We start from the raw sequence: 19,943 nt of genomic DNA on the forward strand, positions 1-19,943 counted from the left end.
TCAGGCAAGGGGCAACAGTGGATCAAGGGATGATCGTCTCACTTTTTCCTGTCAATGCCATCTGGGTGAACAGTTACCCTCAAGGCGCAGCAGGAGCAGGCTCGCAATGCCCTGCGTCTGCTGCTGGGCCGCAGCAGCGGGCCGTTGGAGTATGCACCCGCTTCCCTTGCAAAGCAGACCATCCCTGAACTTGCGGTGGGTATCCCGGCCAATGTGCTGGCCCGCCGCCCCGACGTCAAAGCGGCCGAATTGCGGCTGCGCAAGACGCTGGCAAAAGGGGACGAGATCCGCACCAGCTTCTACCCCAGCCTGACCCTGACCGGCAGTGCCAGCACGGCATCCGATAGATTGGCGCAGGTGCTGCAAAATCCGGTTGGTACGCTAGGAGCCAGCCTCGCCCTCCCCTTCCTTGAATACAACCGCACCCAGCTCGCCATTGAAAGCTCCGGGCTGGATTACCAGATCGCTGAAACCGAGTTTCGCAAACAGCTCTACACCGCACTGGTGGAGGTGGAAGACAATCTGGCCGCCCGCCACTATGGCCAGCAGCGACTCGATTATCTGCAGGAGCAGTTGAGTTATGCCCAGGAGGCCGAGCGGCTGGCCAAGGCTCGCTTCCAGGCGGGTGCAACCGGCGTGCAAGCCTGGCTTGATGAGCAGAACCGGCTGTGGGATGCCCGACAAAGCCTGCTGGCCCAGCAAAAAGAGCAGCTCACCACCACCGCCAAAATCTATCGCGCCCTGGGTGGCAGCGATAGCGTGATGCCCCGCTAACGGTTCACTCGACTATTCCTCACCCAGCAATACCCCACTCTGCCAGCAGAGTGGGGCTTCCATCGCCATACACCATACAGACCCCCGATCTCACACTGCAGCCAAACTCCATTGCCCATCATCAAGAGGCAGTCATGGCAGCGCAGCCAATTACATGCATCGGTGACCCAGAATATCCCGGCCATACCTTGCGGCTCTCTCTATCCCTCACGCTCCCTGAACGGAGATAACGATTACCGGATATTCCATCAGCAGAGAGCTCGGCTCTTGCCAAGCGGCGCCCCGTGAATCATGAGATGACATATCCGAAGCGCATATCTGCACGACGCATACAAATAGCGATATCACGCAGTTAATCCTGCACGACAAAATTAATCGTAAACAACGAGTGATATTGAGCAAAGTAACAGTGAAGTGAAACGACGGTAAAAAGGATACAAGCGAGGATGTAGATAACAGTGGGGCGGAAGGCGGATTGGATAACAACGAGTAAAACGGCAAAAAATAATGCCGCCCTTGGGCGGCATTATTCGATTTCTAAACCTGACGAATTAGATCAGGAAATCGTTCAGGTCTTTACCCAGCGCTACTTGAGCAGCAATGGCTTTCGGCATACGGCCTTGACCGGTCCAAGTTTTCATTTGACCGTCTTCTTCATACTGATATTTGGCAGGACGCGGAGCACGCTTGCTCTTGGCAGCACCGGCAGAAGCCGCGGGAGCAGCAGCGCTAGCCAGCAGCTCGCGAGGATCAATACCAGCCTGCTGCAGCATTTCGGTAAATTCATTCAGCTTGCGCTGACGCTCTTCCTGTTCAGCTCGGTCCTGTTCAACAGAAGCAGCGCGCTCTTGATAAACCAGGTCAAACTTCTCTTTAGCTTCCAGCAGTTGCTCAAACGGCAGCTCACGAATAGCGGCGCGCAGACTGCGAATGTTCAGCAGAACTTTCAGAAACTCGTTCATTATTTCCTCACAAAAAAGTCGGTTACAGGGATAACCGTTTCAGAATAGCATGGACAATTCTCGACAACATACAGTTTTTCTATATTAACGTTCTTTTTTTCTTAATTTTCACCATTGAGATCGAGTGCGCGTCACTATCAATAACAAACAAGCTGAAATGCAGATCTTTGAGGTTGTAGGTTGATTACCATGTTGTGCACAAGAAAAGTCGGTATTTCAAGACTCATTAATTTCCAGTTCAGTATCCAACAGACTGACTCTGTGACCTGTTATATAAGCCTTGAGCGCTCATTTCTACCATATGCTCAGCATCATTTGGTAAGCCTGCGACTCTCCGTTTAGCCATGAGCAAGCCAGGATCCCACACAGTTCACCCGATGACGAGGAGTATGTCCCAATTGACCATCAATGTATGCAAAACCATCAATTAAAAACAGATAACCACATATAAATCATAATCTTGCAATCACACTGTGACTTTTCAATGTATGTATTTCATGACCAGTTTTGTAGATGTATGTACCAGAAAATAATCTGTTCAGATGCAGGTAATCCAGAAGGCAAGCAATAAAAAAGCCAGCCTTTGTGAAGGGCTGGCTTTCTACGCAGTCAAATAGAACTATTTATTTTTGGTTATATTCTTGCCTGATTGATCAACCCCGGTAATCACTGCCGTTGCAGCCGACCCAGTCAAAAGGGGCTCGGATGGATAGAGCTTAAGTGCTGCTGATCGCATCGCATTGGCTTCCTCCGTACGACCCAATGCATTAAGCGCTATCACCATATTGGCGTATATGTTGGCACGTGGTGTATGGCGTACGAATGCCTGCCCCCACTCCAGATAAGCTTCCAGTTCAGCCTTGTTACTTGTCTGCAAACCCACCATTAGACGAACCGAGTTCACATCAAACTCGACTCGGGTCAACCAAGCCATGGGATTGACAATATCGAGTAACAAGGTCGGCTCTTTATACCCACCCCGTTCGTACTTGGTAACTACCCAGGCGGTGTGAATTGCAGTGAGCATAAAGGGGACCACCAACAGCGGGATAGCGATCGCCATAAATCGCAGCAACAACCAGGGGCGGCACCCCATATCCCACCATGATGAGCAAGCACGGCTCGCCAATCTGATCTCTTCAATTTCGGTATCGATGATATAAATCAGCGTCAGCAGCAACCACCACAACACGATTGCATGGTAGAGAGGATATTCCGTCTGGGTATGGAGCAATATCGGTGTCACCAGGGCAAGCAGCCCCATGGCATTTACCCAACGGACACTCGCCAGACGCCATAATAATGCGCCGCCCATGATCACCATGCCGATCATAGGTGCAATGCCCCCCTCAACAGCCCAATAGAGAAACTCGTTGTGGGGGTGGTCGAGATTGTACTCAATCTGCACCATAGATGGATTCAGCGCTTTATCAGCCATGTAGTGATGGAGAAAAACAGATTCAAAACTGCCGTATCCCCAACCACTCCAGGGAGCCTGTGCAATTAGTTTTGCTGCATAAGGCCAATAAATAGAACGCATGCCACCAGACTGATAAATCTCCAACCCGCGCTTTGCTCCAGCCAGCCAATATTGTGAGAACAGGCCAATCGCTACAGCCAAAATAACCAGACCCAATATTCGCCATAACAGCCGCTGTCGATAAAGCTGAGGCATCAGTAGAAACAGTGCTAGCAGACCGCCTAACTGCCCCACTCGGGATTGCAAAACAACGAGCAGCAGTGCTGCAGATAGAATGACTCCATAGCGCAGCGCCATCAGCAAGCGACCACCCTCTCGGCGTAATTCCAGCCAGATAGAAAGGGCAATCCCAGTCGCCATAAACGTCGCCATCACGTTTGGCTGTTGAAAGATCCCGTAAGGGCGATTGGCTTTGGTGTCATAGCCAATCCAGTTACCTGGCGTCAACAGATAGAATTGCACCAGACCCAATACCGCCTCCATCGCGATCGCAATCAGCATGAGATAGAGCAAGCGATCACGCTGCTGCCGATTAAAGCGCCATTGATAGAGCCCAAACAAAAACAGCAGACCAGCAAAAAGCCCCAGTAATCGGGGAATGGCATAATCCTTGAGTACAAATCCTGGATAGAGCATTGGGAGCAGCAGCAAGAGTGCCCCTACCCATAAGCCAGCCTGCAATGGAGAAAAGACCAGACGCTGGCGTAACGTCACCTTCCACAATCCCAACCCGATAGCCAGACTGGCGAAAATCCATCCCCACGCATTAAAGGGCAGATAGAGCCCAGCACCACCTGGATTGTGCATAAAAAAGTGCATACCGAACAACCAATAAGCGATAAAGAGTACGCCAAACACACCATTTATGTTTTTAATCATCATGCATTCCTAGCATAATTTCTTCAGATTGCCATATTTCTTGGGTAGATAATAAAAGAGCGAGCAGTTTACAACTGCTCGCTCTGTTTTATGAAGAAAGATCGGCCTTATGGCAACTTTCGATTACTGCAACTCTGTCAAACCGTAAAGACCACTCTTGCGGCTCAACATCTGGCCTCCATCCCGTGTCAAAGGAACCCACCCAATACTTCCTTTCGCGGTTGTTGGTTTGAGCAGCATCAAATCAAAAGGTATCGTGACATAAATTCCTTTAGTAAAACTACCTTCACCATACTCGTCCGCAGAGACATCTGTAAATGTTGCATATCCCCCCAAGATAACGCCCGAATCAAACCGTTTGGAGAAGTCGAATGTAGCGCCTTTGTCACCAGCTAAATACTGACCAACGGCGACTTTGGCTGTGACATTACTCATGAATGGTAACTGCCAATAAGCAGTAACATGTCCGGTCATCACATCGTAATCAGCCATTTTCAGGGTGTTGTTCCAGTCTCGCTGTTTCACCCAGTTGGCATCAACGCCAATGGCCCAAGCCTTACCATATGGACGATAGAGTACCTCACTCCCCACGCCTGCATACATCATCTCCAAATATCCCCCATAAACTTGCCCGTACCAATCTTGAGAAAGTGGTTGCATATGGGTTAACTGCAAGTTGTTGAGTAATACATCTGAGGAATCTACATACTCACGAATCCACGTCCGAACTCGTGGTAAGGCCGCGCCATCTGGAGGAGGGGCTTTATAATTGAACTCATCGTAGTTATTCGCCAGATTGACAAACAGCGTACCCTGCAAGCTGTTGTTTTCATTTATACGCCAATCAGCATTGGCATTAATGCCTAACTGATACATATAGAAAGACTCTGCACCACCAAATGATTGCGTCAGATCTGGATCAAAAGAGTATGAAAAAGCTTTGCGCTCAGAGGCATAGATGGGTTTCCCCTGAATTTTTCCTGCAGCCTGCACCGTCGATTTTTCATGCTGTTCGTCTCCCAATACCTGTACCACATTTGCACGACGAACAGATGGGAGATCGATGCGGGTCTCTTGTAACTGGAAATTCGCCTTACGTTCAACGACATTAAGTTCATCGACCGTACCAGGCAAATAATTTGCGGCTAACAAAGAGGCTCTCTTCATCGCCTCACTCTCATCGCGATACTTGCTCTGCGTACCGATGACAGTCACAGTATTGCTAGTTGTGTAAAACTCAGTATCTTGCCAACCAGCATTATCTTTCAAATCAGCGGTTAGCGCTTGCCACTTCACGTCCGTCATGATGGCTGGAACTTGGTCAGGCTGATAAATGGGTCTCGGCTGGTCAATATGAGCTGGTTTCATATCATTAAAGTTAGTCCGAAAAGTCACCCCCCACATCAAGGTGTTTCCTCTCTGCCAGCTAAGATGACTATCCAGATTATCGAAAACGCGGTACACAGCCCCTATATTCCAAGGTGAATTTTGAGATATATGGCCAGCAAACTCTTTGCTATAATCATTGCCATCATATTCCAACTTCAACCTAAGTGGTTGCCATGGTGTTTGATACTCAACACCACCGAAGAGTGCTGCTGGCCCATGAAACAAGCTATCAAACTCAAACTTACCACCATTACCGGAGAAGCTATTATTTCTTTGACACCAGCTATCTTTATACTCACAAAATGGGTTTTTAATATTACCACTTTCGGCCATATTTCCCCAGCCGATACCGATAGTAAAATCAAATGGACCATAGCGTTTGCTAGCCGTCACAAACTCACTGTCAAAGAGACCGGTCCCCATTAAATCTCTAAATCCCACGGAAACCTGTGGCAGATAGTTAGATTCTTGCCAAAGACGGAACTTGAAATCCATTCCTTTGTCTTTATAGGTTTGATCACCACTAAACTCTTCGTACGGACTATATTTTTTTGTTCTTACGTCTGTGTATCTTAGTGTCGCTTCAAACCAATCAAACGGCTGCGCGGAGATAGACCATCTACGATATTGGTCATTATCAACATAGTTGGCACTGAATTCACCTGTTTTTGCCATTCGTGCGGTAGGCATTTGCAGCAGACCCACCCCACCGAAATCCCCCTGTGAGGGACCATAAGGATCAATAACAGACTCTGCAGCACAAACAGCCCCGGAAACAAAGATCGCAATATATTTCAATTTAGGCAACATCATTCTGGTACTCGATTAGCAAGCAGATTGGCAATACGAATGTTGATATCTCTATACTGCTCAGGAAGGAGCTGGGCATCAAAACCGACAAACAGCGTGGCACCCGCCATAGGTTCACGATGCAGTTTGTTCCAGTTAGCTACAGGAACGCGGCTGATAGATCCGTCAGGCTGGATCAGGAATGCTTCATTCTGCGCAGCGCCTGCCAACAAGCGGTAATCCTGCCAATAGCTTGCCAAACTAGCCCCTGATTGAAGAGGCTGTTTACTACGACCGTTAATCAGTCCCACGAAGTAGATAAAGTCGGGTCTTGAAGCAACAAAGAGGGTGTACTGTCCTTTTAACAGTGGATTACCATTCGGATCAATTCTGGACTTGGCAGGGTCTAATGCGATTGACAAACGGCCACTGACAGGAACTTTATCCAGTTCTTGTAATAGCTGTTGAGTTGACTGGATCAATGCGCCTTTGTCACCCTCTCGCATCCAAAATACTTGGAGTGCTTTAAGATCCTTGAGCAAATTCTCTTTAGTCGTCTGGAACGCTGTGATTGTCTTTTCATTAGCTATTTGTGCAGTACGCCAATATATATCCTTAGGCAATTTAACATTAAATAACAGGTCTGCAAGTCTGGCTCCATCGTGAAACTCAATCTTTGCTGTAGAATGACGTTCAAAAATCACGTCTACATCAGTTTGAGCCAAAGCAAAAAATGGTATGAGACCGATCATCAGGTATTTTTTCATAATGCGTACGGCTTTAATATTGTCATTTCAATCACCGGTAAGTCCGGTCCCAATTGCTGCTGGCTTTTTAAGATTCTGCCCGTACTGCGCTCAAACCAATAGTAGTTATGCCAAGAGTTCTGACTCAGTCCGAAACTGACCAACTCGTCAACCAACATAACATCATGTGATTTATCAAGGATTAACAACTTTTCCGGCACTGCGGATATAAACTTAGCCTGCATGTTATATCCACTTACATAGTCTTTTTCCCATTCGGCATTATACTGCCAACGCATAGTATCGGGATTAAAAACCTCATCAGGTGCATTTGCCATTTTTTGCAATGGATCAGGCCAAGATGATGCCACTAAATACAGATCATTTTCCAAACCCACCGTCTTGTACAGCCGACCTGCTTTGGTAATAAAAAGCTTGTTATCCGAACTAACCCAGCTCAATGAGCCATCAGGATCTGCAAACGCAAGCACTATCAATGCCTGTGGGTTATCACCCACTCGCAGATAGGCACTGGCATAAGGCAACTCACGCACTTTTTCAGTCGTGACCTCCACATCATCCACCCCCAAAAAGGCATAGCGGAGCGTTGCATAGGTATCAGTACTGGTGGAGGAACAGCCACTCAAGAGTAACAATCCCCAAGGTATAAACAAACGAAGAGAAAACATAGACGGGTCACTCAGTGGAATTGGAAAATAATTGCAAAGTGACAAAAATAAGGCCGCCAATATGGCAGCCTTATTGCAACATAGAAAAACTTACTTTTTGGTAGAAGTTGTAGTGCTGGTACTGGTACTGGTGGAGTCGTCATTTGCATTAGAAACAACAACAGCAGCCAGAGCTGCGGCACCGACACCAACGGCAACCAGAGTAGTCGTACCCACAGCCGCGGTGCCAGCTACGCCAGTGGAACCAGCAGCAGTACCTGCAACTTCTTCAGCTGCAAATGCATTTGAAGAGAGAACCAACAAAGCAGCCAGAGTCAACGCTGATTTTTTCATTACTAATTTCCTTATTTAAACATGACTTAAAGTACTAATAGGATATCTTGAAACAGACCAATTGACCAGAGTGAGTCGCTCAGATGAACCCTCTCATCAGTGGCGAGGTGAACGACCGATTGCATGGCGTACCAGCACAATCATAACACCTAACATGCCACCAAGCAGAGTCCCCAATACGGCGATCAACGCCCGTTTGGGTTTCGCTTTTTCCTCAGCCACCACTGCAGGATCAAGGGTTTTAAACACGTACTCTTGGTTCACTTCAGTCAACATCAAGGTCTTGGTCTGATCCTCAATCAGTTGATAGAACACCTTCTGCATGTCTGCGACCGGGGTTTTCTCAAGCTGTGCTTTGAGATAGGTAATGTTACGTGTCGCATCAGTTTGATCACGCAGCTTCATGGCCTCATTGAGATCGGCAACCAACCAATCAACCCACTGCTTGGCACGCTTCGGCGAGTAGTAATCTACCGCAACCGTAACCAGCCCCGATTTGGCATCCTGGCTGATACTGGCAATATCGCGAAATGCCTTGATCAGCTCCCAGTCCGTTGGTTCAACCGACTTGCCAGGAGGAACTTCACGGACCCACTTTTTGCCGGTGACATCATAGACGCCTTCATCAATTACCAATTCACCGGTCGCCTTGTCCGCTTTGACGACAGCCATCAACGGCACTTCCAGCTGATGTTGACGAATAAAGTGACTTAAGAATTGGCGGGATTTCCCGATCTCAACCGCAATAGCCGTCTTGTCCGAACCGCCACCACTGAGATTTACGCCAGCCAAACTGGCAAGACCGCCAAACTGGGCAGCCATGGCGGCCAGCCCACCTCCTTGCTGCTCGGCAGAAGGTGCTAGCAACGCCTCTGAGCGATAAATATTGGGCAATGATATTGCAACAACAACGGCTATCACCGCCCCCACCAAGGTAGTGGCGACTATCCACCACTTACCACGCCAAAGCGCCGCGAATAATTCACGCAAATCGATCTCATCTTCCCCCCCTCCATTCATTGCTACTGGCAAGGGTGGGTGTTCTTTTACTTGTGTCATAACAAACCGGATCTCAGAAGAGTCAGGTGGCCTTCACCACCTGACTGAATGGGTTGTCAAATGAACGATACCATTACTTGATTGCACTCCACGCGACACCCAGTTGGTAGAGGATCTGGGTTGCAGAGGTCATGATACTCAGGTTATCCAGATAATCAGAATCTACTGGTACCACGATGGTATCCCCCGGCTCCAGGCTCTTGCGACCACCAAACCAGCTATCACCCGGCAGCGTCACACTACCATTGGCCTTGATCACGTAGATACGGTCGGTATCAGCCTGTTTCTTGGTTCCCCCGGCACGACTCAAGTAATCACTAACACTCAGGTTGCCATCGTAAACGTGGGAGGAGGGGAACTGCACCATCCCCTGAATAGAGACCACATTTTGTAACGCAGGCACATAAAGCTTGTCGCCATCTTGCAGCATCACATCAGCCTGCTTGTCACCAGACAATATCGCCGGCATATCGATGGTCATGCGACCGACAGCCTTGCTGTTTTCCAGCTGATTAACCACCGTCATAGCCTCTGCAGGCGAGCTGGTGTAGTTGGCGATACTGGATTGACGACGCAGTGTCATCGTCGCGATCTCTTGCTTTAGTTCATCACGCAGCAAAGAGATGCGCTCAGCTTCCTGCTTACGCAGCGCCTCACGGGCAAAGACTGTACCATTTGGATTGGCATAGGAGGTAATGCCACCGACACGTTGGATCAAATCCTGCAAACTTTCTCCACGACGAACCGTATAGGTACCGGGATACTTCACCTCACCAAACACCTGAACAGTTGCCTCTTCACGCCACTGAGGATGAGGCAACACATTCAAGCTGTCTTTTGATTGCACCAACGGCGAACCGGTTACCCGATTTGCTGTTGCCAAATCCAGACGCTGATTTTCAATTGCAATATCATTCCCTCGCTCACTCACGCGAGATAACTCAATCACATTCGCTTGTTCGTTAAACCCCCCCGCAGCCATGATCAAATCATGGGTATGGCTATAAGGCGTCAAGGGATAGATACCCGGATATTTAACCTCACCACGCACTTCAGCAATCTGTACCGGTTTACCTTGTGCGGCTTGTGCTTTCAAACGCTCAATAACCGGAGCGAGCAAAGCTTGACGAGAAGCCCCGACCATCGCCTCAGTCTTGGTCGTGCCAGACACACTAGCCAGAGTCATCTTATCTTCTTTAGCCAGCTGAGCACGGCTACCATCGGCACCAGTGCTGTTATCTACCGCATCGACTTGCTGCTCAATGCGTTGGTTAGCCTGATTGTTGATACTTGTCGAAGAGATCTGAGTGCTCGCCAGCTGCTTCAGCCGGTCGGTTGCATCATTGCTAAAAATAAGCACCTGATCCCGAGGCTGCAAACGAATGTCATCTTCCCCGCCCGGCATTTGCAACGCACGGCCCAGATTGAATTGCAGCACCTCGATATTACGTTGGGCATCCAACTCACGTACAACCAAGGCATAATTCAAGTCAGTGACCGATGTCAGATCGCGATCGGCACTTTGCAACACACGACTGATCCGTATCCCAGGCTGAAAGCTAAATACCCCCTCACGAACAACAGCACCTTTTACTACGATCGCTTGGCTATACTCGGTACTGCTCGGCTTGACCGAGATCTTGTCACCATCACACACGACAAACTGACGATCATGCTGATTGGACAAGTTCAGGTTAAATACCCGCATCCCAGTTTCACCATAACGTGTGACCGAGACCTCTTTCAGTGCAGCGGCTTTCATACCACCTGCGAGTCCCAGTACATTGACCAGGGCCGCAGGGCTACTCAGTTCATAAATAGCAGGGCGTTTCACCAGACCATCGATACTGATCTCACTCCCTTTCGCAGGGATAAAAACCGTATCACCAGAGCGCAGACGGATATCCTGGCTGGTGTCACCCCATACCAACATCTTGTAGAGGTCAACATCGATAACTTTCTGCCCTGCACGCTTGACCTGGATCTTGCGCAGCGATCCCACAGTGTCGATACCACCTGCGGCTTGCAAAGCCTGGGTCACTGTCGCCATGCCATTGACGTTGTAGGCACCGGGGCGATAGGCATCGCCCATCACAAAGACCTGCATGGTGCGCAAAGCACCAAAACTGATAAACGCCTCTACACCAATCTTTTGCTCTTTGATCCGGTTTTCCAGTTCAGTACGTAGTTGCTGGAAAGTCTGACCACTGGCAGCAATAGGGCCAAGTGATGGGAAGTCAATAAACCCCTCACGACCAATCGCAAGGCTGTAATTTGCATTCTCTTTGCCATAAAGCTGAACCCGAATCTCGTCACCCGGGCCCATCACATAATCATCGGCAACCGGCATATCTACCACAGGCGCATCGGTCAGCGGTTCACCGGCAAACACGCTATAGCCAAAAGGCTGTAATGCCCCCTCTTGCGCCGCCCCGGCAACCAAGGGCCGTTGAGATGCCTGGCTGTAATCCACTTCACGTGGAGCCGCCACAGGCGCAGTGTTGACCGGTGTGACACTGCTTTGGCTGTTACTCCCTCCCAACTGGGATGGGTCGATACCATACTGAGCGGCCAGCGCCTGCTGCTGGGCAGGAGACAACTGTTTAAATTTGGCCATCATCTCAGGCGTAATTTGTGGCGCCGCCATAAGCGGCAAGCCCACCAAAGCCAGAGAAAGAAGCAATCCCTTTTGATTCATCTTGATAAAATCCACCACATACAAAAATATTGATGCCACCCACGGCATAGGCAGGCGGCATCATAACAAAAAGCGCACAGATTAGGACAATGCATTAAACAGGAGACCTAGAAAATGCTTCAGCCTGACGTTAATCGTTACCAAACAGATCGCGGGTATAGACCTTGTCAGCAACATCGGCTAACTCAGACACCATGCGGTTAGCCAAAATTACATCACAACTCTCTTTGAACTCGGCAATATCTGTGAGCACTTTTGAGTGGAAAAACTCCGGCTCTTTCAAGGTTGGCTCATAAATCACCACATCAATACCCTTGGCCTTGATACGCTTCATTACCCCCTGAATGGCAGAGGCACGAAAATTATCGGAGCCCGTTTTCATTACCAACCGATATACACCAACCCTCTTGGGATTTTTACGGATCACCGAGTCGGCAATAAAATCCTTACGGGTAGTATTGGAATCGACAATCGCCCGGATCAGGTTATTCGGTACCTTGTTGTAGTTGGCCAACAACTGCTTGGTATCTTTCGGCAGGCAATAACCACCATAACCGAATGAGGGGTTGTTGTAATGGCTACCAATACGTGGATCCAGGCCGATGCCATCGATCACCTGACGGCTGTCAAGGCCATGGTGCTGAGCATAGGTGTCGAGCTCATTGAAAAAGGCGACCCGCATGGCCAGATAGGTGTTGGCAAACAGCTTGATGGCTTCGGCTTCAGTACTGTCGGTAAACAGCACAGGCACATCCTGCTTGATTGCCCCTTCCAGCAGCAGATTGGCAAATACCTGAGCCCGTTCACTGCGCTCGCCGACCACGATGCGAGACGGATGCAAGTTGTCGTAAAGCGCACGCCCTTCACGCAAGAACTCCGGCGAGAAGATCAGATTGTCACACCCCAACTCTTCACGTAGACGAGCAGTAAACCCGACCGGAATGGTGGATTTAATCACCATCACCGCATCAGGATTGATGGCCATCACATCCTTAACCACGGATTCGACCGTGCTGGTATTGAAGTAATTGGTCTCGGGATCGTAATCAGTTGGCGTCGCAATAATAACGAAGTCAGCTCCGTGATAAGCCTCTTCCTTATTAATGGTAGCGAGTAAATTGAGATCATGGCTGGCCAGATAGCTTTCAATCTCTTTATCAACAATAGGAGAGCGCCACTGATTGATAAGCTCAACCTTGCTGACTATAACATCAACAGCCACTACCTCATGGTGTTGCGCTAGTAATACCGCATTGGAAAGGCCGACATAGCCTGTACCAGCTATAGCAATTTTCATTATTATTTCCTGTACTTTATGAAACCATTGACGGCGTACCACCCAAAATACCATGCACTCTGTAGAAAATTTAAACCTACTACATCACGATACAAACGCCACTGATAATGTGCAGCATTAATTTTATTCTGCGACATGCCACTATCAGTACGATAATGTGCCAATACCTCTGGAATACCATAAGCTTCATCGCACAACCTAAGTAACTTAAGCCAGAGTCCCATATCCTGACGCTTGCGAATAAGTGGCATAGTTTGGCGCCCTAACATTTCGGCGTTGTACATAGCAGTAAGACAACCTATTACACACCCTTTAAGCAATTTATTGTAAGTGACGCGCATTGGCGGCATAATCACACCACCTAATCCCGCATCAGAAAATTTTTGGTAACCAGTGTATGTGAACACCACACCAGTTTGTTCCATATAAGCAACTTGGGTGCTAAGTTTATTTGTCAACCAGAGGTCGTCTGCATCTAAAAATGCAATATATTTACCTTTAGAGCGATTAATTGACTGATTTCGAGAAAATCCGGCACCAGAATTAACAGGATTCACTTCAATGCTAATACGGGGATCATTAATTGCTAATTCCCTTACCAATTCAATAGTGTTATCAGTGGAGCAATCATCAGTGATCAATAACTCCCAATGAGCATAAGACTGCTGCTGAACACTTTTAATACTACTTAAAACCGTAAGTGCAGAATTATAAGTCGGCATTATAATAGATACTATTACTTCATTATTCATGCTGTATAATCTCATTTGACCTTATCAATCTAACAGGCACACCCGCATAAAATGAATCACTATTTAACTCTCCTCTAACTAATGAATTAGCGCCGACGAGAACACCTTTACCGATTAAACTTCCTGCTGTAATTGTGCAATTACCTCCAATCCATGAACCAAAACCGATATGTATATCACCAGCAACACTAGGACCAAATCGAAAAGATCCATTTAATTTTGTATGATTGCCAGCAACAACTACAGTTTCATGTCCAATCATTACTTGATCACTCAGAAAAACTTTGCCTCGCGCATTTATAACTACACCACTAGCTATATATACATCGCTTCCTAATTTTATATTTTCCAGTCCAAGCAGTCTGACAGAGTTAGCAATCTGGATATTTTCACTTGAAGTTTTAAATGGCAGAAAATAGAGCCACCCTCTAAAACGCATGGTAATTTTCATGTCTGGTATAAAAAAGGTAATTAGCCAAACAAACCAGCTGTATAACAACAATAACTTATGTTTCACTAGCCACCCCATGTAATTTTAAAATACGTTCGATATCAGAAAGCCAGTATTCTTGCAAAGATTGTGCGGCCATCGATACAGCACCAGCATACAGCTTATTATATAACGTGGCGTCATCAACAAGCCGTAGCAAACTAGCATATAGCTGTTCTTGATCGCCTGGTGGAAAAATAAAACCATTTTCCTCATGCTTAACAAATGCATTTATCCCACCAACATTAGCTACGACCACGGGCTTGTGATGCGACCATGCTTCCATAATTACCCGCGGGAAACCCTCGTAAAAATTATTAGAGGGTACGACGACTACATCATGCCTATCATAAAGTTGGGATAATTGATTATGTGGCAACTGCCCAGTAAATAATACCCGATGAGCTAAGTCTAATTTTTCACAGTATGCTTTTGCACGTTCTAACTCAGGGCCACCACCAGCGATGGAAAAATTAAAGCGATCTCCTAGTCGCTTGGCAACATCCAACAAGTCGAACACACCTTTATCTGTAACAATACGTCCCACAAATAGGATTCGTAATTGATTCTCTTGATAAGTGATGATTGGTTGATGTGTTGGAGGTTTCACCATGACATCAACAAACTGGTAAGTATGATTAGGTGCAACTTTTTTACTGAACTCTTCGAGCACATCACCAGTGCATAAATTGATGGTGTTAGGATGTTTGCATATTTGTCGCAATTTATATCGCAAAAAACGTGATACTAAAAAGCCAAAACTTTTTTCAAAACTGGAATATTTGGCATCACGCCAAGTATTAGAGGCATCCGCACACATATGGTGCAGAACGGTTTGACCGGCAGCTAAAGCTCTTAAGCCAAAAAAAATGCTGCCTATTGATGGTGTTCTTATCCAGAACAACTCGCCTTTATGCCTAGCAATCACCGCATCCGCTGCAGCCATGAATTGTGGATAAAAGGTTGGCTTTAATAATGATTTAAGTAGAAACTCTTTGGTTGACCTATAATTAGGTGCTGGATAAATGTGGCTCAGAGCAACAGTGGTACTATAACCGCCACGCAATTGCGTAACATCCTGCATCGGCGAAAAAACATAAACGTTTTCAGGACCTACGCAATCCTGTAAAAATGCAACTGACGTTGGACTGGTATAAGCAACACCGTGATGAACATCAAATGTCTCACCGACAAATGCAATTATTTTTTTCATTATAGATCACTTTTATTAAAATGGTTTTTATAAAAATGGAATAAGACTCTTAATCTAAAATAAATATTCCTATGCATTCCTTTCTTATAAAGATTGTTACTAAATACCATCTTGAGCCTAGAAGATATTTTTCCACCAGAGTGAACCGCATCCTCTAACACTTTTACCGCTTTAATTGGTATATCATTATCTTTGAATATCTGATAAAAAATAACAGCATCATCAATATAGGAATGCTTATCGCGCATTCTAAGCGTGCTTTTTATCGAGCGTTTAAGTCTTGACAAAATTGTAGTAGATGCACCAATAGCATTATTATTGTGCTGTCTATAAAGAATTCCAATATTGTTAACTGTTCTGATTTCACCAAACACAGCTGCAATCATCAAAACCCACAGGTCATGAATACTCACCTTCCATGCAATTGGATTATGGAGAGATTTTTCTATTAAGTTGTATAATTTTTGGTTGAAAACCATCGCACAGCCAGGGATATTATTATCAACTAGCAGCTGACCAAGTTCTATATTTTTACTACATAGTAGTACATCACGCACACTATTGAGATTAACATCAGCTACAGTATAAGAACAACAGACTAGGCATGCTTTATCGTTATTGACAGCAGCGATCATCGCAGTTAATTTATCTTTTATCCAAACATCATCTTGATCACAGAAAGCATAGAAATCATACCCTTTAACCTGTTCTAGAACAATGAGTTTGAAAAAGCTATGGGTTACACCAACATTCCCACCTTTTATTAAAAAAATATTTTTATGTGCATCTGCATATTTAGATATTATATCTGTTGTTTTATCTATTGAGCCATCATCACGAATAAAAATATCAACTCTGGCATTTTCACATTCTTGTGCTAAAAGTGAATTTATTTGTTCAGATATATATTTAACACCATTAAATGATGATAAAAGAATTGCAACTTTAACCATAATAAAGACCTTTATTTTTATAAACAGCTTCTTTCCTCAGCAGAAACCCCACAAATAAAACGATATAAAACAAATAAAAATAATCTGGCCGCTGATAAAAATTTAGCGTAAGGATAAATAACCAAAAGATGAAAGAATAAACTGCATTTTTACTTTTTATAAAATCACTCTTTAACCTATGGGTCGAAATAAAAACAGAGAAATATGATAAAAAAACCATGCAAAAAATAGCAGTGAATCCAAAATAACCATAGTCATAAATACTTGAAATGAACGATGATATGTCGCAACCAGTGCTTTGAGTCGCGCCGTGTTCGATACCGAAAATATAATGCCCTGGCATATTATTTTGATATGCACTTGAAAAGCAGCTGCTTACTCTATTATTGCCGGAGCTAAGCTTATAATCAATAATTGGTTGAAGTGAATTAATTATATTATCAGGTAAAGAGCTGATAACAATTAAGACAGAAATCGAAAATGATATAAGCGATAGTGTAGCCTTCTTTAGGCTCAAATTAACCATATATCTCATTATAAAGAAGACAAAAAAAGTGGTTGATAATGATAATAGCCCACTTATTACCATTATCAATTTCTTCCATTTACTATCATCCTCATTCAATGTCAACAGAATAAGACCAGAAATAGTGCCTACGACACCTGGCTCATCAAATATAGACTGAAATCTATACATATCAGAACTGTTTGCTGATGTCATGATCAGTAATCCATATACACTTTTAAATGAAATACCATTTTCAATTTTTAGTGGATGGATTGAATTAATAGTATCAGTAGCATGAACAAAGCCAAAAACATATGCAATATAAAGTATTATCCCGATAAGGAATATAATACTGAATAATGAGACCGACGTTTTAAATAAGAAAAAATAATACTCTAATTTTAAGTTAATGAATGAAATAAGAAGTATCAAGCCACCAAAATTTAAAGCTACAGGAGCAGAATATAGTAAATAAAGCAATACGTATATGCAGATAATAAGACCAGATAATATTAAACGATTCAACGATGTTGAATACATTCTAAAAATCAAAAAAGACAATGGCAAAACCAAAGCGCACAATTTATATACAGCTAACCGAAGTACGTCATTCTCAGTTACCCAACTCATTGATGATAGGGATAACATAAAAAAGACTATCGAAATACAATAATATTTAACACTCATAATTGATCGCGCTTTATTAATTAGGTGATTCCATTTTTAACTAGAGAAAGCCTAGTAGCTGCTTACTTTTAACATCTGGTACACGATACAGCATTTCTATTTGCTCTAAGCTTAATGTAGTTATATCAATAGAACCGACATCAACAGTGCTCATTATTGATATCACATCGTCACTAAATCTCATTTTGATTAGCCTTGCGGGGTTGCCCCCAATGATTGAATATGGAGGAAATGATCTCGTCACCACACTACCCGCAGCGACAACAGAGCCTCGACCAATGTTCACACCAGATAGTATTGTTGCACCAAAACCAATCCACACATCGTTCTCTACTATAATACTACCTTTTGAATAAGAATCATAAACATCGCTTGGACTTAACCTTAGCTTAGCCATTACTGGATATGTCATAAACCCTGTTGTGACATGGTTACCGCCCAAAATAAAAGTAACATTTTTAGCAATAGAAACATACGAGCCTATTTTTAGAAATTCATTACTAGCCCCCCAAGACAATATATTCAACTCACCATATGTTTTATTACCTATGGTGACTTTTTGGGGATTGAAAATCGTTTTTACTGTTGTCTCATTGTGACTATTTTTACTTCTCCAACGCCCTTTAAAATAGTAGAGTTTTATTTTCTTGATGAACATCCCCACAACCGATCTAATCATTTAGCCCCCTTTAAAATACTTATTATTTTAAATAAATTCTTTCGGCTTTTTACAACACCAAATAAAACTATAACAAAAAATGTAAAGTCGTTTTTTAATAGCGAATATAATGTTGGTAAAAAACGATTCATGAAATTTGTCGACTGTACGGCAGCTGCTTCAAAATATATTTCATTAAGAATATCTTGGCTTATATTGTAGCTATTAATACTATTTAACTTCATTGATTCTGGATTTTCTATAAGCACTTTAAAGCTTTCATTAAAATTAAGTTTATTCATTATTGTATTTTTTAAGCTCAATGCTCTAATCTGTCGATATTCTTTATCTTTTATCAACTTTCGTAATTCTTGGTAAAAATCATCCTTGTCGAAAAAAGTTAACTGAATATTCTTATTTTTTAGTGGAAATAGTGTTTCGATGATATTTATTGGTAAATCTTCACGAGTATACTGAATAAGCGGTACGTTATACTCCGCAGCTAACTGTGACATTAACCCACCTGAGATCGGGTAAGAACCGACATATATATCTATATTTTTAAAAATTGAAGATATATTATTCCTATTACCCAACATAAAAACTCTATTATGGTAATTATTATCCATAACAAACTTATTAAATGTTCTCCTATTACCATCACCGGCGATAAATAAACCTACTTCATGGTTTTCATCTAAAACCCGCTTCATTAAATTAAAATATTCACCATTGTCACCATCAAACTTATATAATGCACCACCCGAAAAAATTTTTATTTTAATTTCCTCACTAACATTAGGAAATTCTTCAAAAGAATCATTTGAGGTCGTTATAGGATAAAATGGCAAATGCAATATTTTATCTACATGAACTCCCCTGCAACCACTAGAGATCTGTGCGCCATATGATCTAAATTCTATTAGATAATCTAAACATGATGTTCCTAACCAAAATGCATGATCTGTTAAGTTTATTTGATAACGTTTAGCTCCATCATAACAAGACCATGCAGCCACGCCAACAGCATCATTCGGTTTCATATGTAAAAAGACATGGCTTGGAGAGAGTTGCTTTATAAGCGAAATCAATTCAAACAATTTAGCTTCTGGTGATTTTATTTTCGATATATCAATAATTTTTGCGTTTTCACATGACAGTAACTCGTTTTTTATATCAGGATTTTTTGTTAAACATTGATCGCTGTTCAAAATAAATACAAAGGGTAATCTAGCATGCTTAATAGCTCTAATATACTGCTGTGTTAATCCCCTTGAGTCATAGGCAAAACAATCATAAAAAACTATCTTACTCGTGAAATGATCCAAATCAGAAAAAATTTTAAACTCACTAGTTTTTTTTTCAAAAAAATCCTTTCCAATATTTTTACATAAAAATTCAAGATCACTATCTTCATATCTAAAATTATAATAGTTTGCTATACCAGCAGCAACAGATATACATTTAAGAGCGCTGTTATAAGATTTAGCGATATATTCTTTATCTGCTATGCGTTTTAATCTTTCATAAGATGCAACAACACTGCTATTCATTTTACATCCACAGTCAATAAATAAAAATAAAATT

At 43.8% G+C, this 19,943-nt stretch carries 16 protein-coding genes and 1 pseudogene; 1 reads left to right on the forward strand and 16 read right to left on the reverse strand.

Annotation, left to right across the window (positions count from 1 at the left end; all coding sequences use genetic code 11):
- Positions 1 to 75: 75 nt before the first annotated feature.
- Positions 76 to 774: pseudogene (locus OKC27_RS13185) on the forward strand (TolC family protein); the annotation flags it as partial.
- Positions 775 to 1,325: 551 nt separating this feature from the next.
- On the opposite strand, the gene OKC27_RS13190 reads toward OKC27_RS13185, so the two are convergent.
- The 16 genes from OKC27_RS13190 to OKC27_RS13265 all read right to left on the reverse strand — a co-directional run bounded on the left by OKC27_RS13190 (position 1,326) and on the right by OKC27_RS13265 (position 19,909).
- Positions 1,326 to 1,736, reverse strand: a complete 411-nt coding sequence (locus tag OKC27_RS13190; RefSeq protein ID WP_042018649.1) for an H-NS family histone-like protein — start codon at positions 1,734 to 1,736, stop codon at positions 1,326 to 1,328.
- Between the two features lie 619 nt (positions 1,737 to 2,355).
- Positions 2,356 to 4,095 carry a PglL family O-oligosaccharyltransferase gene (locus tag OKC27_RS13195; protein ID WP_270806376.1) on the reverse strand — a complete coding sequence of 580 codons (1,740 nt, stop codon included), beginning with the start codon at positions 4,093 to 4,095 and terminating at the stop codon, positions 2,356 to 2,358.
- 123 nt (positions 4,096 to 4,218) lie between these two features.
- The gene (locus OKC27_RS13200; RefSeq protein WP_270806352.1) at positions 4,219 to 6,297 is read right to left on the reverse strand and encodes a YjbH domain-containing protein; all 2,079 of its coding nucleotides are present in this window, start codon (positions 6,295 to 6,297) and stop codon (positions 4,219 to 4,221) included.
- On the reverse strand, positions 6,294 to 7,040 hold the full coding sequence (locus OKC27_RS13205) for a capsule biosynthesis GfcC family protein (protein WP_270806353.1): 747 nt from the start codon (positions 7,038 to 7,040) through the stop codon (positions 6,294 to 6,296). Before OKC27_RS13205 ends, OKC27_RS13200 begins: the two co-directional genes overlap by 4 nt.
- Entirely contained in the window at positions 7,037 to 7,708 is a 672-nt protein-coding gene (locus OKC27_RS13210) for a YjbF family lipoprotein (protein ID WP_201995243.1), read from the reverse strand. Before OKC27_RS13210 ends, OKC27_RS13205 begins: the two co-directional genes overlap by 4 nt.
- A gap of 90 nt (positions 7,709 to 7,798) precedes the next feature.
- Complete coding sequence (locus OKC27_RS13215; protein ID WP_270806354.1) at positions 7,799 to 8,041, reverse strand: hypothetical protein; 243 nt, start codon at positions 8,039 to 8,041, stop codon at positions 7,799 to 7,801.
- A gap of 96 nt (positions 8,042 to 8,137) precedes the next feature.
- Complete coding sequence (locus OKC27_RS13220) at positions 8,138 to 9,100, reverse strand: Wzz/FepE/Etk N-terminal domain-containing protein (RefSeq protein ID WP_270806355.1); 963 nt, start codon at positions 9,098 to 9,100, stop codon at positions 8,138 to 8,140.
- Positions 9,101 to 9,173: 73 nt separating this feature from the next.
- Positions 9,174 to 11,798, reverse strand: coding sequence for an SLBB domain-containing protein (locus tag OKC27_RS13225; protein WP_270806356.1), 2,625 nt, complete (start codon positions 11,796 to 11,798; stop codon positions 9,174 to 9,176).
- A gap of 130 nt (positions 11,799 to 11,928) precedes the next feature.
- Complete coding sequence (locus tag OKC27_RS13230; protein ID WP_270806357.1) at positions 11,929 to 13,095, reverse strand: nucleotide sugar dehydrogenase; 1,167 nt, start codon at positions 13,093 to 13,095, stop codon at positions 11,929 to 11,931.
- Positions 13,096 to 13,097: 2 nt separating this feature from the next.
- Entirely contained in the window at positions 13,098 to 13,847 is a 750-nt protein-coding gene (locus OKC27_RS13235; RefSeq protein WP_270806358.1) for a glycosyltransferase family 2 protein, read from the reverse strand.
- On the reverse strand, positions 13,840 to 14,364 hold the full coding sequence (locus OKC27_RS13240) for an acyltransferase (protein WP_270806359.1): 525 nt from the start codon (positions 14,362 to 14,364) through the stop codon (positions 13,840 to 13,842). Before OKC27_RS13240 ends, OKC27_RS13235 begins: the two co-directional genes overlap by 8 nt.
- On the reverse strand, positions 14,354 to 15,550 hold the full coding sequence (locus tag OKC27_RS13245) for a glycosyltransferase family 4 protein (RefSeq protein WP_270806360.1): 1,197 nt from the start codon (positions 15,548 to 15,550) through the stop codon (positions 14,354 to 14,356). The genes OKC27_RS13240 and OKC27_RS13245 overlap by 11 nt, the downstream gene beginning before the upstream one ends.
- Entirely contained in the window at positions 15,550 to 16,503 is a 954-nt protein-coding gene (locus OKC27_RS13250) for a glycosyltransferase (protein WP_270806361.1), read from the reverse strand. The genes OKC27_RS13245 and OKC27_RS13250 overlap by 1 nt, the downstream gene beginning before the upstream one ends.
- Positions 16,496 to 17,224 (reverse strand): hypothetical protein, encoded by a 729-nt coding sequence (locus tag OKC27_RS13255; RefSeq protein ID WP_270806362.1) that lies wholly within the window; start codon positions 17,222 to 17,224, stop codon positions 16,496 to 16,498. Before OKC27_RS13255 ends, OKC27_RS13250 begins: the two co-directional genes overlap by 8 nt.
- A 514-nt stretch (positions 17,225 to 17,738) precedes the next feature.
- The gene (locus OKC27_RS13260) at positions 17,739 to 18,377 is read right to left on the reverse strand and encodes a CatB-related O-acetyltransferase (protein ID WP_270806363.1); all 639 of its coding nucleotides are present in this window, start codon (positions 18,375 to 18,377) and stop codon (positions 17,739 to 17,741) included.
- Positions 18,374 to 19,909 carry a hypothetical protein gene (locus tag OKC27_RS13265; RefSeq protein WP_270806364.1) on the reverse strand — a complete coding sequence of 512 codons (1,536 nt, stop codon included), beginning with the start codon at positions 19,907 to 19,909 and terminating at the stop codon, positions 18,374 to 18,376. Before OKC27_RS13265 ends, OKC27_RS13260 begins: the two co-directional genes overlap by 4 nt.
- Positions 19,910 to 19,943 lie beyond the last annotated feature (34 nt).

The sequence above is a fragment of the Aeromonas sp. QDB62 genome (genome assembly GCF_027705695.1).
In the GTDB taxonomy this organism is placed as follows: domain Bacteria; phylum Pseudomonadota; class Gammaproteobacteria; order Enterobacterales; family Aeromonadaceae; genus Aeromonas; species Aeromonas allosaccharophila.

Coding starts and splice junctions, on each gene's coding strand:
- OKC27_RS13190 (WP_042018649.1), bottom strand. CDS start 1,736: ATGAACGAGTTTCTGAAAGTTCTGCTGAACATTCGCAGTCTGCGCGCC.
- OKC27_RS13195 (WP_270806376.1), bottom strand. CDS start 4,095: ATGATTAAAAACATAAATGGTGTGTTTGGCGTACTCTTTATCGCTTAT.
- OKC27_RS13200 (WP_270806352.1), bottom strand. CDS start 6,297: ATGATGTTGCCTAAATTGAAATATATTGCGATCTTTGTTTCCGGGGCT.
- OKC27_RS13205 (WP_270806353.1), bottom strand. CDS start 7,040: ATGAAAAAATACCTGATGATCGGTCTCATACCATTTTTTGCTTTGGCT.
- OKC27_RS13210 (WP_201995243.1), bottom strand. CDS start 7,708: ATGTTTTCTCTTCGTTTGTTTATACCTTGGGGATTGTTACTCTTGAGT.
- OKC27_RS13215 (WP_270806354.1), bottom strand. CDS start 8,041: ATGAAAAAATCAGCGTTGACTCTGGCTGCTTTGTTGGTTCTCTCTTCA.
- OKC27_RS13220 (WP_270806355.1), bottom strand. CDS start 9,100: ATGACACAAGTAAAAGAACACCCACCCTTGCCAGTAGCAATGAATGGA.
- OKC27_RS13225 (WP_270806356.1), bottom strand. CDS start 11,798: ATGAATCAAAAGGGATTGCTTCTTTCTCTGGCTTTGGTGGGCTTGCCG.
- OKC27_RS13230 (WP_270806357.1), bottom strand. CDS start 13,095: ATGAAAATTGCTATAGCTGGTACAGGCTATGTCGGCCTTTCCAATGCG.
- OKC27_RS13235 (WP_270806358.1), bottom strand. CDS start 13,847: ATGAATAATGAAGTAATAGTATCTATTATAATGCCGACTTATAATTCT.
- OKC27_RS13245 (WP_270806360.1), bottom strand. CDS start 15,550: ATGAAAAAAATAATTGCATTTGTCGGTGAGACATTTGATGTTCATCAC.
- OKC27_RS13250 (WP_270806361.1), bottom strand. CDS start 16,503: ATGGTTAAAGTTGCAATTCTTTTATCATCATTTAATGGTGTTAAATAT.
- OKC27_RS13255 (WP_270806362.1), bottom strand. CDS start 17,224: ATGACATCAGCAAACAGTTCTGATATGTATAGATTTCAGTCTATATTT.
- OKC27_RS13260 (WP_270806363.1), bottom strand. CDS start 18,377: ATGATTAGATCGGTTGTGGGGATGTTCATCAAGAAAATAAAACTCTAC.
- OKC27_RS13265 (WP_270806364.1), bottom strand. CDS start 19,909: ATGAATAGCAGTGTTGTTGCATCTTATGAAAGATTAAAACGCATAGCA.